Source organism: Comamonas sp. E6 (genome assembly GCF_001010305.1).
Taxonomy (GTDB): Bacteria; Pseudomonadota; Gammaproteobacteria; order Burkholderiales; family Burkholderiaceae_C; genus Comamonas; species Comamonas thiooxydans.
Genome location: NZ_BBXH01000011.1, coordinates 268,490 through 280,800, shown reverse-complemented (window position 1 = coordinate 280,800; position 12,311 = coordinate 268,490). Strand labels below are relative to the sequence as shown.

Genomic DNA, 12,311 nt, shown 5'->3' with positions numbered 1-12,311 from the left:
ACCGACTCCATCACCGTGGTGGCCGATGCCCCCGGATAGGTTGCAGAGATGGAGATCTGCGGCGGAGCCACGTTGGGAAACTGCGCCACGGGCAAAGCCGGGATCGCCAGCAGGCCGGCCAGCAGGATGAAGATCGCGACCACCCAGGCCAGCTTGGGGCGATCAATAAAAAACCGGGACATTGTCTATCCTTGAATAAGGCTTGTCTTCTTGGCATTCAGCGCTTGCAGGACAAGCGCATAGTGCTCATTTCTTTTCCGTGACTTCCGCATCTTTGACAGCGTCAGCGAGATTTGCAGCGGCAGCTCTGATCTGCACCTTGGTGCCGGGCACGGCTGCCGCAAGGCCTCCGACCAGCACTCGGGCGTTTTCCTTGAGACCCTCGGTGATATGCCAGTCGGAGCCGTACATGGCACCGGTGCTCACCTTCTGGGATTGCACAATGTCGTTCTCGTCGAGCACCAGCACATGGGCCAGTCCGTCGGCGCCGCGCTGCACCGAGCGCTGAGGCACGAGAATGGCCGCGGGATCCTCGCCCAGGCCCATGGTCACGCGCACATACATGCCGGGCAGCAGCAAGCCATCCTTGTTGGGGAATTCACCGCGCAGTGCAAGCTGGCCGGTGCCGCGATCCACCGTCACATCCGAAAACAGCATGCGTCCCTGGCGCTTTTCGTCCAGACCGTCCGCCACCAGCGTCACTGGAGCACTCTTCTGCGACTGCTCTCCCTGTTGCTGTGAACGCAAGCGCGTGGCCAGCGCTGCGGTCTGACGGAAATCGGCATAAATGGGGTCAAGCTGCTGTATCACTGCCATCGGTGTGGCCTCCCCCTGGCCGACCAGGGCGCCTTCCGTCACCAGCGCACGGCCGATGCGGCCCGCAATCGGGGCCCTCACCGTCGCATAGTCCAGGTTCAGGCGTGCCGCCTCTACTTCGGCCTGGGCCGATTGACGCGTGGCCAAGGCGCTGTGCAGCGCGGCCTTGGCGCTGTCGAAATCCTGGCGACTCACAGCTTCCTGTTCCACCAGCGGCTCATAACGACGCACCACGGACTGAGCATCGGAGAGCGCGGCCTCCGCTCGCGCCAATTCGCCCCGGGCCCGCGACAGCGCCGCGCGCAGCGGTGCCGGGTCGATGTTGAACAGCACCTCTCCAGCCTTCACATCGGCACCTTCTTTGAAGTTGCGGCTCAGCACGATACCTGGCACCCGCGCACGCACCTCCGCCACACGTACGGGCTCGATGCGCCCGGGCAGCTCAGCGCTGAGGCTCAGCGCCCTGGGCTTGACGGTCACCACATCCACCAGCGGCAATTCCTGAGGCGGTCCGCCCGCTTCCGACTTGATGCAGCCGGCCAACATCATTGCGGCTGCCAATGCGGCCAGGGCCGACCAGGCACGCACATTCTGGCTTTTCTTCTTCATGGCTTTTGAGTCTTGTCAAATCTTGAAAGAAGCGCATGATGCATGAAAATATTTTTTGAATCAAATTTGATTCATTAAGACCTATATTGATTCATGGCATTTTGATACCAAGTAAAGTTGCTATCCCAAGCTTTTAGGCCCGCCGCTTGAATCAAAATAGGTTCATCCGTATCCGCCCCAACCGGAGCCACGAATGACGACCGCCCCCCACGACAACACAGCAATCCTCCCCCCACTGGCCCTGGCCCTGGTCAACCACCCGCGCGCCACGCTGCAAGAACTGGCCAAGGCCATAGGCATCAGCAAGGCCACGCTCTATCGCTTCTGCCCCACGCGCGATCTGCTGATCAAGCGCCTGCTGGAGCAAAGCCTGCGCACGCTGGACGATGCGCTGGACGAAGCCCGCATCGAGGAAGGCCCGGTGCTCGAAGCACTCAAGCGCCTCAATGCCAAGCATCTTGAACACCGCGAATTCACGCTGTTCCTGACCTATTACTGGAATGAAGTCGAAAAACCCATGGAGGAAAATGCGATCTGGGAACCCAAGGTCGACGCTTTTTTCCTGCGCGGCCAGCAGGAAGGTGTGTTCCGCATCGATTTCAGCGCCGCAACGCTGACCGAGCTGTGGTTGGGAACCGTGATCGCCCTGATCGACGGCGAGCGCCGCGGTCGCATCCCTCGCGCCCCGCTGGCACAGCTTGCCGAGCAGGCGTTTTTGCAGGGAGTCATGCGCCAGGACGGAACGGCGACAGCCTGACAGAATCGACCCGGACTGCGGCCTTAGCGGCAATACCTGCCTGCAACTGCACCATGGTCATGCCGTTCCCCTGCAACGCGATCTCGCGTGCCTTCACACTCGTTTTCACAACCAGAGAGTAGCCTTGTCATGATCAGTCACCTCGACCACCTGGTTCTCACCACGGCCAACGAAGCCCAATGCATACGCTTTTACACCGAAGTCCTCGGCATGCGGCTGGAATCCTTCATCGGCGGCACCTCGGCCGTGGAGCGCAAGGCCTTTGTGTTCGGCCGGCAGAAGATCAATCTGCATGTGAAAGGGCGCGAGTTCGAGCCCAAGGCCCACACGCCTGTGCCCGGTGCCCTTGATCTGTGCTTTCTGGCCTCGGTGCCGCTGGACGAGGTTATCGCGCGTCTGCAGCAGTTGTCGGTTCCCATCGCCGAAGGCCCTGTGATGCGCACCGGTGCCACATCGAAAATCCGCTCCATCTATGTGCGTGACCCCGACCTGAACCTGATCGAGATCTCGGAGCCGGCCTAGCCGCCCTCGCGCTGACAAGCCGGGGCCTCTGAAAACGGCCCCCGCTTGTCAGCTCAGAGCTGTGCCAAAGCCTTTTTTGCTGGTGCATGGCCTTGCTCTGCGGCGCGCTGCAACCACTCACGAGCCTGCTTGGCATTCTTCTTCACACCCAGACCGTCCCGGTACAAAGTTCCCAACGCGTACTGGGCCGGGGCATCCTGCTGCTCGGCGGCAAGCCGATACCACTTGAGCGCCTGAGCCAGGCTCTTGCCCACACCCTCGCCGTTTTCGTACAAGGTGCCCAGGTTGTACTGGGCCTTGGCATAGCCTTGATTGGCTGCCATGGTGAACCACTTGGCGGCCTCCGTGTAGTTGGGTTGCGCAAAGCCCTTGCCCAGATATTGAAAGACACCGACGTTGTACTGGGCCAGAACATTGCCCTTGAGAGCCGAGTTCAGGTTCTCCATGTATTCCATGGACTGCGCAAACTCTGCGGACTTGGGCGACGAAGCGGAGAGCTGCTCCAGCCGCTGCGCCGCCGCTGCATGCTGGTACTTCAGCGCCTGGGTGTAATAGGCAATCGCTTCTTTTTCGTTGCGATACTCGCCCTCTCCCTGCTCGAACAGACGGCCCAGCTCATAGTAAGCCTCGCCCGAGCCGCGGATGGCGACAGCGTGCAGCAGCAGCACGGCCCGCTTGTAGTCGGGGGCCACACCCTGGCCTTCGAAGCAAATCTTTCCCAGCAGCAACTGGGCCTTCTGCACGCCTTTGTCTGCCAGCGGGGTCAGCCATTTCGCAGCTTCGGCACGATTCTTCTCCACGCCTTCGCCAAGGTAGTACATCTCGGCCACGGTGAACTGCGCAAGCACATCGGCTTGCTGGGCCGCCTTCAGATACCAGCGAAACGAGGCCTGCAAATCCTGGGCAAGCAACTCGCCTTTGCGGTAGACAAAGCCCAGGCTATTTTGTGCCGTTGCAGAGCCCTGTTGCGCGGCGCGCTCCAGCCATGCGACACCTGTTGCGGCATCCTTCTCAACCGCTTCGCCTTTTAGATAAATAGTTCCCAGCAGGTTCTGCGCATCGAGATTTCCGGCGTTTGCAGCCTGATGAATGTGTGCCAGGCCTGCCTCAGGATCCTTTTTCACACCTTCGGCACCCAGCACATAGACCAGACCCAGCAGATACTGGGACGGCGCATGATTGTGCTCTGCGGCCAGCCGCAGCCAGCGCAAGGCATCGTCGGCATTCTTTTCCACGCCCTTGCCGTAAAGATAGGCTTTTCCCAACTCGTACTGTGCCGCGACATCTCCTGTCTTCGCGGCATTGACCATTTCGCTGGGCTGAGCCTGCGCACAACCCCAAACTGACAGCCAAGCCGACAGAACCAAAGCACCAGACCATCGCGCAAGCATTGCTTCCCCTGTTCACAGAAAAAAAGGGAGTATATAGAAGCAATACCTTGTCCATAAAGCGTTGGCAGCTATCAAAACCATACTGACCCGCCTCAGCACGGAAATGACTGCCGATAGGGCTCGTCCTTAACTGTAGTCACAGAGCCGCTATACGCCCGCGAAGTCTCTCTTGTCTCGGGACAGCATTGCTGCTTGATACTCACCCAGGCGGCAGCACAGGGATCTGCCCGGTCAAACTCCGCCGGAGTGCAATTTGCGTCGCATGTTCGCGATATTGCAAACAGTGCGGAAAGCCAGGCCCGGACCTTGCGCCTTTGCGGGCAGGCATCTCTGCGGATCAGGCAGCCATGGGCGTACAAAGCTCCACCACGCAGCCGTCGGGGCAACGCAGATAAGACACCATCTGACCCCAGGGCTTGGCCGTCGGAGCGGCCATCTCGATGGCGCCGGCGCTCAGCGCGTTCCGATGGGCCTGCACGATCTCCTCCGTGACCAGCGCGATTTCAAATCCCAATGGCTTGGCAGAGCTGTGCGCTTCGACATGGCCTCCAGGAAAATTCAACGCGCCCAGTTCATGGGCGGCGAATGCCAGCGTGGTCTGCCCTGTCTCGAGCTCGCCGTAGGTTCCGGATTCATGCAGAAAACGCTGTTGTATGCCGAATGCCCGGCTAAAGAATTCCAGCGATGCCGAGACATCCGGGACGTAGATGATTGTGTAACCCAATTTCATGAAGGCATCCTCTCAAAACCCAACCGAATTTGAACGGTCGCATCTTTACTGCTCAAGACCATTGCCTGCATCATCCTACTCAGCAAAAACGGCAAAGGCCTTGAAACGCTTCAAGGCCTTCCGGGGAACGGTCAGATTCAAGCTCTCATCTATAGCCCCATGCCCAGAATCGAGTTATCGGCATGCAGCTCGCTACCGCTCATGACACTGGACTCGTCGCTGGCCAGGAACAGCACCAGTTGCGCGATGCGCTCGGGCATATAGGCGCGGCCGGCGCGGTTGAGTTTGGGGTCGTGCAAGACCATTTCCTTGCTCACGCCCTTTGGCAGCGAAGCCTGCATCATGGGCGTATAAATGCCATCGGGATGAATGGAGTTGACGCGAATCGCATAGCCTTGCTTGCGACAGTTCAGCGCAGCGGCGCGCGTCAGCGCGGACACTGCAGCCTTGCTGGCGCTGTAGCCGGCATATTGCTCCACGGGCAGCCAGCTGGATACCGAAGCCATATTGATGATGGAGCCACCGGCCTGCTTCATCGCCGCAATGCCCTGCTGGCAACCGATGAAGACCGACTCGGTGTTGATCTTGAGCAGGCGGCTGAAATCCTCCAGACGCCCTGTTTCCATATCACCAGGCAGCAGGATGCCGGCGTTGTTGACCAGCACATCGAGCCTGCCAAGACGTTGCTGCACCGCCGCCATCACAAGCTTCCAGTCCGTCTCGCTGCTCACGTCATGGCGAACAAACATGGAGCCTTCGCCCAATTCAGCCGCCAGTTGCTGCCCCGCCGTTTCATTGATATCGCTGAATGCGACCTTGGCACCTTCGGCAAGAAGCAGCTTCACCACCTCCAGCCCCACGCCGCTGGCGCCACCAGTGACCAGGGCCACCTTGCCCTGCAAACGATTTGTCATCTACGTCTCCTCTTGTTTTTCCAAGCCCTGAGCAGGGCATTGCTACTGCCACATAAAAAAGGAGGCGCAAGCGCCTCCTGACTTGAATGGCAAAAGCCCGCAGCCACACAAACTACGCCACAAGCTGTTTGCCGGATTCATTTTTTAGTTGCCTGCGTTACGCGCTGCTTCGGGCGTAAACATGGCTGCAGTCATATTGCCCTTGTTCAAGACGGGACCCTGGGGGCGCTCCTGGAACAGGTTGTAGGCCACATAGCCGCCAGAGTTCAAGTCGTGATAGAAGCTGGTGCCCGCATGCCAGATCCTTGCGTCGAAGGCGTAGTAATGATTGACCACCGCCTGCAGCCACAGCTGGCCGCGTGCATCGTAGTAATCGCTCATCAGTGCCTGCCCGGTATCTTCATCGAGGAACAGCACGCGCTTGCCGAACATGTGGCGGTAGCCATCCTTGAGCGAAGCCTCAAGCACCCAGACCCGGCGCAGCTCGTAGCGCATGTAGTCGGGGTTTTCATGAGCAGGCTTGAGCAGATCGGCATACTTCACGTTGCTGCCGTGAATCTTGTAGGCATTGGCCGGCACATAGACTTCCTTCTTGCCCAACGACTTCCAGTTGTAGCGCTCGGGCGAGCCGTTGAACAGGCGATCGGAGTCAATCGTCAGCTTGCCACCGGTGCCCGACAATGGCTGGTCAAAACCGTACTCGGGAATCTGGCGCACACGACGTGTGCCGGGGTCATAGCTCCAGCCCAGGCGCTTTTCCTTGCCAAACTCAACCGGCTCGGAAACCACGCTGACGCCGCCTTTCTCGCGTTCGGGCAACTTGACCGCATTCATGCCCTGGGACATGGGACTGCCCAGTGGCTGTCCTGCGTTGGCCGGGTCGTTGATCTGACTGAAAGCGCGATTGTCGGCACGACCCCAGACGATGCTGCCATCGGCCAACACATTGGCGTTGTCACGCAGCGTGTGTTCGGTGAAAGCACGCGAAGGCAGCAGATTGTTGAAGGCCAGCTCAAGGCCATTTCTGGGGAACGGGAAGGGCAGCGCCCCCTTGACCGCACCCGTTGTGCCCTGACCGTCTGCGTTCATCACGGCATCCTGGGCATTCTTTCTGGCCGCCGCGCAGACGGCATCCGAGAAGCGAAAGTCACGGTGGCCCTGATAGACCGGAATGCGATAGGTCTTGGGGTATTTGGCAAACATGGCCTTCTGCCCCTCGCTCAGGCGCTCGCCATACTGCGCCAGATTCTCAGCCGTGATGGTGAGCAACGGCTTTTCACCGGCATAGGGATCCACCGGGTGCTGGCCAGCATGCGGGTTGTATTGAATGCCAGGCGGCGTACCCAGCCATTTGCCCGTGAACTCGGGTACACCACTGGCTGTACCCGCTTTTTCTCCTCCCGTGCAGGTCAACGACTTGCCCAGCCTAGCCAGCTCATCGGGCGTCGCCTTGGCCCAAGCCCCCCCCACAAACAATACACCTGCAGCCAAGACCGCCAGCAAATGGGGTCCCTCTCCTAACTTCATGCCTAGTCTCCTTGGATGCATCCGCCATGCATCTACCTGTCATTGAACTTCTCTTATCGTTCTTCTTCCTTGCCCACTCGCGATTCGCGATTCGGAAGCAACGAAATCATTGTTCGACCGGCGACAATCGCAAACATCGTCAATTAGGACTAGCGCAGGCAGACGCCAGCAACAGACACAAAAAAGCGGGCCATTGGCCCGCTCGGGAAAAGCAGTTTTCGTTCAGCGCTTGATGCCGAACACACCCAGCATCTGCTCCGTCTGCTTTTGCATCTGCTCCTGCATCTGCGTGAACATGTTCTGGGACTGCTCCATATAGCTGCCCATCAAACCCTGCATGGCTTGAGGCTGCATGCTCATGAACTGCTTCCAGGCCTCGGGATTCATGCCCTGGGACTGGCCCGCAAGCTTGCTTTGGAAGTCCGTGAACATCTGCACGTTCTTTTCGATGTAGCTCCCCATGAAGCCCTGCATGGCATGACCGTAGAAGCGAATGATGTTGGCCAGCATTGCCTCGGAGAACATGGGAGCCCCACCCGCTTCTTCTTCCAGAATGATCTGCAGCAGGATGGAACGCGTCAGGTCTTCATTGGTCTTGGCATCCCTGATGACCACTGGCTCGCTATCCATGACCAGTTGCTTGACCTCGGCCAGAGTGATGTATGAAGAGGTATTGGTGTCGTAGAGGCGGCGATTGGGATACTTCTTGATGATTCGCTGGCTCCCCACCTGGACATCACCCTCTTTGCCCTCTTTGCTTTCTTGCATCGCAAGTCCTTTATGTTCTGGGGGTCGGCCCCGTCGTCAATTGAGCTATTGCAGTGCAACAGATTTTAGGCAGTGCACAAGCCGCATCGGCAAGCAGTAACCCTGACAACCCTGCTTGTCCGTGTTGCAACAAAGTCGCACCACCGTCACAGCCAGCATCAGGTCTTTGCCATTTATTCACAAAAAACAGTTTGCCGTCTATCGAAATCAAGCTTGCAGAAGGTTTACAGTGCCTCTCGTTGTTTGACGAAAGGCTCAACGGATGATTACCACCAAAACACGCAATGCTGTTTGTCTGACCGCCCTGCTGGCTGCCGCCGGCTTCATGACTGCAGCACAGGCCCAGCCCGATGCTGCTGCGGCCGATGCCGCCAAGCCCGCTGCGCCGCAGGCAGCACCCGCAGCTCAGGCAGCCCCTGCCAATGTGGATGCCGCTGCCGCAGACGCCGCATTGCGCAAGCGCCTGCAGGCAGTTGTCGCAGCCATGGACGGCAAGTCCAAGCTGGCTGCCAACAATTTCAACGAGGAGTTCCTCAAGAACTCCCCCATCGACACCGTGCAGAAAGCCCTGGACTCCGTGCGCACCGGCGTCGGCAGTTGCCAGGCGGTTGGCCGCATGGAAAGCTCCACACCTCTGGCCACCAGCGTGCTGCTGAGTTGCACCAAGGGCTTTGTGCCTATGGAACTGGCGGTCGAGCCCAAGGCCCCTTACCGCATCTCCGGTATCTTGCTGCGCCCGGCCTTCTGGAAATAAGTGCTTTCACCACCAAAAATGGAGCCTCCTGGCTCCATTTTTTGTTGGTACTGACAAAGTCAGATCACCACCGGCTCGGGCTCCAGGCGAATGCCAAAACGTTCGTAGACACTGGTCTGAATTGCCCCTGCAAGCGTCATCACCTCGCCGCCGGTCACGCTGGCGTCGAGGCTGTGGCGATCTCCGCGATTGACCAGCACCAGCGCCTGCTTGTCGTAGACGCCCGCGCGGCCCATGGTCTTGCCTTTCCAGCCGCAGGCATCGATCAGCCAGCCGGCCGCCAGCTTGATGGAGCCGTCATCCATGGGATAGTGAACAATCTTGGGCTCGCGCGCGATGATGTCCGCGCATTGCTCGGTCGTCACCGTGGGATTCTTGAAGAAGCTGCCCGCATTGCCGATGACTTCGGGGTCCGGCAGCTTGGCACGACGAATCTCGCAGACCCATTCAAAGATCTGCTGTGCAGTCGGCTGCTCTATGCCTTTTTCCGCCTGCTTGCGCTGCAGATCGAGATAGCCCAGATCCGGCTGCCAGCTCTTGGGCAGCGCCAGACGCACCCGGGTGATCACCGCCCGTCCTTTGAGACCCAGGCCGCGCGGGACAGCCGTCGAGCCCGTCACGGGCCAGTACTTGGGCTGAGCCGGTGCATGTTTGAACACCGAGTCACGGTAGCCAAAGGCACATTGCGCGGCATTGAGGCTGAACTGCTCGCCGGTGACCAGATCGATCGCGTCCAGGGAGTCGAAGCGATCCTGCAGCTCCATCCCGTAAGCGCCGATGTTCTGCACCGGAGCCGCGCCTACCGTGCCTGGAATCAGGGCCATGTTTTCAAGGCCTGTATAGCCCTGGGCCAGCGTCCATGCCACCATGTCATGCCAGCGCTCGCCCGCCCCGATCTCGACAATCCAGTGCCTGTCGGTTTCGCGCAGCAGCCGCATGCCCATGATTTCCATCTTGAGCACCACGGGGGCCACGTCGCCCGTCAGCACCACATTGCTGCCACCGCCAAGGACGAACACAGGCTGCCGCCCCCATAGCGGGTCGGCGAGAAACTGACGGATATCGTCCTGGCTACGAATGCGCACCAGCGTTTCGGCGCGCGCGGCAATGCCAAAGGTGTTGCAATGCTGCAGGGGAACATTTTTCTCGACTAACATCCATCCAATTGTCGCACTGCGCCTGCTCTGCTGCTGGCAAGCAGCACATCACGGCCCGGCGCACTGTGGCTGTTTACCGCTCTGATACTGATAGGAATTACACATGCCTTCTTTTGACACTGTTTGCGAAGCCGATTTCGTCGAAGTGAAGAACGCCGTTGACAACGCCACCAAGGAAATTGGCACCCGTTTCGACTTCAAGGGCACATCGGCCGCCGTCGAACTCAAGGACAAGGAAATCACCATTTACGGCGATGCCGAGTTCCAGCTGCAGCAAGTCGAGGACCTGCTGCGCAACAAGCTGACCAAGCGCAATGTTGACGTGCGCTTCCTGGACATCCAGAAGGCACAGAAGATTGGCGGCGACAAGGTCAAGCAGCTCATCAAGGTCAAGAACGGCATCGAGTCCGAGCTGGCCAAGAAGATCCAGAAGCTGATGAAGGAAAGCAAGCTCAAGGTGCAGGCTGCCATTCAGGAAGAGAAGGTCCGCATCACCGGAGCCAAGCGTGACGATCTGCAGGCGGCCATGGCATTGATCCGCAAGGATCTGGCCGACCACCCTCTGTCGTTCAACAACTTCCGCGATTGAATGAAGCCCCCCCTGCGCAGCTCCGCTGCTTCCCCTTCCCTCGCCTTGCGGGAGGGGGGCGAGGCCCTTGCCACAGGGCGACGCGGCCAGCTCAGCTCCTTGCCCCGCGCCTCTCGCCTGCGTCGCATGGGGCTCTTGCTTTCAGTCGCTGTGGCCTCCAGCAGTGCCTTTGGACAGTCCGTAGCCCTGACCGGCGTGCTGGGCAGCAAGGCCTTGCTGGTCATTGATGGCAGTGCCCCCAAGGCGCTGGCCGTCAACGAAAGCCACAAGGAGGTGCGCCTGCTGCAGATCAGCGGCGACTCCGCCGTGGTGGATATCAAGGGCCAGCGCCAGACCGTGCATCTGGGAGCAGCTCCGGTCAGCGTGGGCAGCAGGGGCGGCATTGGCGGCGCCGCGCGCTCGGGCCGGCTGGTCCTGATCGCCGACTCGCGCGGCCATTTTGTGGATCGAGGCTATATCAACGGGAAAACCATGCAGTACATGGTGGACACCGGCGCCAGCACCATTGCCATAGGCCGTGCCGATGCCGATCGCATGGGACTGCCCTACGAGCAGGGTGCCCCCGTCCTGATGCGCACGGCCAACGGCACTGCCCAGGGCTGGCGCATCAAGCTCGACAGCGTCAGACTGGGCGAGATGGAGGTCTACGGGATAGAGGCCGTCGTTGCCCCCCAGTCCATGCCCTATGTGCTGCTGGGCAACAGTCTGCTGACCCGGTTTCAGATGACCCGCAAGGGCAATGAGATGGTTCTGGAAAAGAACTGAACCCGCCTCTCGCCCATGCACGCACGCTACGACGACCCCTATGAAGACCTGCTGGGCCTATGGTCGGATCTGGAGGCCGCACTCGCGGTTTTGCTGACCGAGCCGCTGCGCATCCCCGGCTTTGCCATCAAGCTGCACCAGCTTGATCTATGGCTGCAAGACCTCATCACGCAGGACAGCGATGCCGCGCTGTATCTGATGTTTCAACGTGCCAGCTCGACAACCGTGGGCTATAGCCCATCTCACGCCGTGGTCTGCGCGGGCCTGTGCCATATCCTTGCCAAGGAGCTTGACCTGCCTCAATCCGAGCGCGACACGCTGATCCAGGCCGCTCTGACCATGAACATCGGCATGACCGTGCTGCAGAATCAGCTGGCCGAGCAGCGTACACCGCTGAGCAGCCAGCAGGCCGAAGCTGTCAAGCAGCACCCCACAGAGGGCCGGCTGATGCTGGAGCGGCTCATGGTGCGTGACCGACTCTGGCTGGACACCGTGCAATACCACCACGTGGTGCTGCAGCCCGCGCCGCTGGCACAGTTGCAGCCGCTGGAGCGTCTGGTACGCATTCTGGGCACGGTAGACCGATATGCGGCCCTGATCAGCCCACGCAAGACCCGTAGCGGCCGCTCGGCTACCGAGTCGCTGCAAGTGCTGCAGCAGGGCGGCCAATACGCCGATGAGGTCAAGCAGGCCTTGATCGATGTCGTGGGCCTGTACCCGCCCGGCACCTATGTGCAGCTGGACAATGGCGAAGTGGCCGTGGTGCTGCGCCGCGGAAAAAGTCTGGAAGAGCCCGAGATTGCCAGCGTGATCGACCGTGACGGTCACAGCATGTACCCGCCCATCTGGCATCTGGACGGGCGCAGGCCGGCCATCACCTCCGCGCTGGCTCGTTCGTCGCTGACGCTGGATCTGGACCTGCGCTCCATGGCACAGCTGGGCATTCACAGTGCACGCGGCAATGCCGAGCTGTACCGCATGGTGAAGCTGCCGGGCAGCAGACGCTGACCCT

General features: G+C 60.0%; 14 protein-coding genes. 6 read left to right on the top strand and 8 right to left on the bottom strand.

Translation table 11 applies throughout. The annotated features are described in order from the left end of the window. Positions 1 to 182 (bottom strand): efflux RND transporter permease subunit (locus tag CSE6_RS11035; protein ID WP_152668559.1); only part of this gene is annotated, 182 nt, incomplete at its 3' end. A 64-nt stretch (positions 183 to 246) separates the two neighbouring features. Next, positions 247 to 1,425 (bottom strand): efflux RND transporter periplasmic adaptor subunit, encoded by a 1,179-nt coding sequence (locus CSE6_RS11030; protein WP_012837893.1) that lies wholly within the window; start codon positions 1,423 to 1,425, stop codon positions 247 to 249. Positions 1,426 to 1,618: 193 nt separating this feature from the next. Between CSE6_RS11030 and CSE6_RS11025 the strand changes: the two genes are divergently transcribed. Continuing rightward, positions 1,619 to 2,182 carry a TetR/AcrR family transcriptional regulator gene (locus CSE6_RS11025; RefSeq protein ID WP_003063204.1) on the top strand — a complete coding sequence of 188 codons (564 nt, stop codon included), beginning with the start codon at positions 1,619 to 1,621 and terminating at the stop codon, positions 2,180 to 2,182. Positions 2,183 to 2,311: 129 nt separating this feature from the next. Further along, positions 2,312 to 2,704 carry a VOC family protein gene (locus CSE6_RS11020; RefSeq protein WP_059440523.1) on the top strand — a complete coding sequence of 131 codons (393 nt, stop codon included), beginning with the start codon at positions 2,312 to 2,314 and terminating at the stop codon, positions 2,702 to 2,704. Positions 2,705 to 2,757: 53 nt separating this feature from the next. Here CSE6_RS11020 and CSE6_RS11015 read toward each other — a convergent pair whose 3' ends face one another. The 5 genes from CSE6_RS11015 to phaR all read right to left on the bottom strand — a co-directional run bounded on the left by CSE6_RS11015 (position 2,758) and on the right by phaR (position 8,034). Continuing rightward, the gene (locus CSE6_RS11015; protein WP_238585682.1) at positions 2,758 to 4,014 is read right to left on the bottom strand and encodes a tetratricopeptide repeat protein; all 1,257 of its coding nucleotides are present in this window, start codon (positions 4,012 to 4,014) and stop codon (positions 2,758 to 2,760) included. A gap of 418 nt (positions 4,015 to 4,432) precedes the next feature. Further along, positions 4,433 to 4,825 carry a VOC family protein gene (locus CSE6_RS11010; RefSeq protein ID WP_034351770.1) on the bottom strand — a complete coding sequence of 131 codons (393 nt, stop codon included), beginning with the start codon at positions 4,823 to 4,825 and terminating at the stop codon, positions 4,433 to 4,435. 149 nt (positions 4,826 to 4,974) lie between these two features. Next, entirely contained in the window at positions 4,975 to 5,739 is a 765-nt protein-coding gene (locus CSE6_RS11005) for an SDR family oxidoreductase (RefSeq protein ID WP_034393082.1), read from the bottom strand. Positions 5,740 to 5,883: 144 nt separating this feature from the next. Continuing rightward, a complete protein-coding gene (locus CSE6_RS11000; protein WP_059440521.1) occupies positions 5,884 to 7,266 on the bottom strand; it encodes a DUF1329 domain-containing protein in 1,383 nt (460 codons plus the stop codon). 222 nt (positions 7,267 to 7,488) lie between these two features. Further along, complete coding sequence (gene phaR / locus CSE6_RS10995) at positions 7,489 to 8,034, bottom strand: polyhydroxyalkanoate synthesis repressor PhaR (protein WP_012837888.1); 546 nt, start codon at positions 8,032 to 8,034, stop codon at positions 7,489 to 7,491. 262 nt (positions 8,035 to 8,296) lie between these two features. On the opposite strand from phaR, the gene CSE6_RS10990 reads away from it, so the two are divergent. Next, the gene (locus tag CSE6_RS10990) at positions 8,297 to 8,788 is read left to right on the top strand and encodes a hypothetical protein (RefSeq protein WP_034351767.1); all 492 of its coding nucleotides are present in this window, start codon (positions 8,297 to 8,299) and stop codon (positions 8,786 to 8,788) included. Between the two features lie 59 nt (positions 8,789 to 8,847). On the opposite strand, the gene murB is transcribed toward CSE6_RS10990, so the two are convergent. Further along, complete coding sequence (gene murB, locus CSE6_RS10985) at positions 8,848 to 9,945, bottom strand: UDP-N-acetylmuramate dehydrogenase (protein ID WP_034393080.1); 1,098 nt, start codon at positions 9,943 to 9,945, stop codon at positions 8,848 to 8,850. Positions 9,946 to 10,048: 103 nt separating this feature from the next. On the opposite strand from murB, the gene CSE6_RS10980 reads away from it, so the two are divergent. The 3 genes from CSE6_RS10980 to CSE6_RS10970 all read left to right on the top strand — a co-directional run bounded on the left by CSE6_RS10980 (position 10,049) and on the right by CSE6_RS10970 (position 12,307). Then, positions 10,049 to 10,534: a YajQ family cyclic di-GMP-binding protein gene (locus CSE6_RS10980; RefSeq protein WP_003063225.1), complete on the top strand. Its 486-nt coding sequence runs from the start codon at positions 10,049 to 10,051 to the stop codon at positions 10,532 to 10,534. A 126-nt stretch (positions 10,535 to 10,660) separates the two neighbouring features. After that, positions 10,661 to 11,299, top strand: coding sequence for a TIGR02281 family clan AA aspartic protease (locus CSE6_RS10975; RefSeq protein WP_034351847.1), 639 nt, complete (start codon positions 10,661 to 10,663; stop codon positions 11,297 to 11,299). Positions 11,300 to 11,314: 15 nt separating this feature from the next. Next, positions 11,315 to 12,307 carry an HD-GYP domain-containing protein gene (locus tag CSE6_RS10970; RefSeq protein ID WP_034383801.1) on the top strand — a complete coding sequence of 331 codons (993 nt, stop codon included), beginning with the start codon at positions 11,315 to 11,317 and terminating at the stop codon, positions 12,305 to 12,307. The last annotated feature ends 4 nt before the right edge of the window (positions 12,308 to 12,311 follow it).

Coding starts and splice junctions, on each gene's coding strand:
- CSE6_RS11025 (WP_003063204.1), top strand. CDS start 1,619: ATGACGACCGCCCCCCACGACAACACAGCAATCCTCCCCCCACTGGCC.
- CSE6_RS11020 (WP_059440523.1), top strand. CDS start 2,312: ATGATCAGTCACCTCGACCACCTGGTTCTCACCACGGCCAACGAAGCC.
- CSE6_RS10980 (WP_003063225.1), top strand. CDS start 10,049: ATGCCTTCTTTTGACACTGTTTGCGAAGCCGATTTCGTCGAAGTGAAG.
- CSE6_RS11005 (WP_034393082.1), bottom strand. CDS start 5,739: ATGACAAATCGTTTGCAGGGCAAGGTGGCCCTGGTCACTGGTGGCGCC.
- CSE6_RS11010 (WP_034351770.1), bottom strand. CDS start 4,825: ATGAAATTGGGTTACACAATCATCTACGTCCCGGATGTCTCGGCATCG.
- murB (WP_034393080.1), bottom strand. CDS start 9,945: ATGTTAGTCGAGAAAAATGTTCCCCTGCAGCATTGCAACACCTTTGGC.
- phaR (WP_012837888.1), bottom strand. CDS start 8,034: ATGCAAGAAAGCAAAGAGGGCAAAGAGGGTGATGTCCAGGTGGGGAGC.
- CSE6_RS11000 (WP_059440521.1), bottom strand. CDS start 7,266: ATGAAGTTAGGAGAGGGACCCCATTTGCTGGCGGTCTTGGCTGCAGGT.
- CSE6_RS11030 (WP_012837893.1), bottom strand. CDS start 1,425: ATGAAGAAGAAAAGCCAGAATGTGCGTGCCTGGTCGGCCCTGGCCGCA.
- CSE6_RS11015 (WP_238585682.1), bottom strand. CDS start 4,014: ATGGTCAATGCCGCGAAGACAGGAGATGTCGCGGCACAGTACGAGTTG.
- CSE6_RS10970 (WP_034383801.1), top strand. CDS start 11,315: ATGCACGCACGCTACGACGACCCCTATGAAGACCTGCTGGGCCTATGG.
- CSE6_RS10975 (WP_034351847.1), top strand. CDS start 10,661: ATGGGGCTCTTGCTTTCAGTCGCTGTGGCCTCCAGCAGTGCCTTTGGA.
- CSE6_RS10990 (WP_034351767.1), top strand. CDS start 8,297: ATGATTACCACCAAAACACGCAATGCTGTTTGTCTGACCGCCCTGCTG.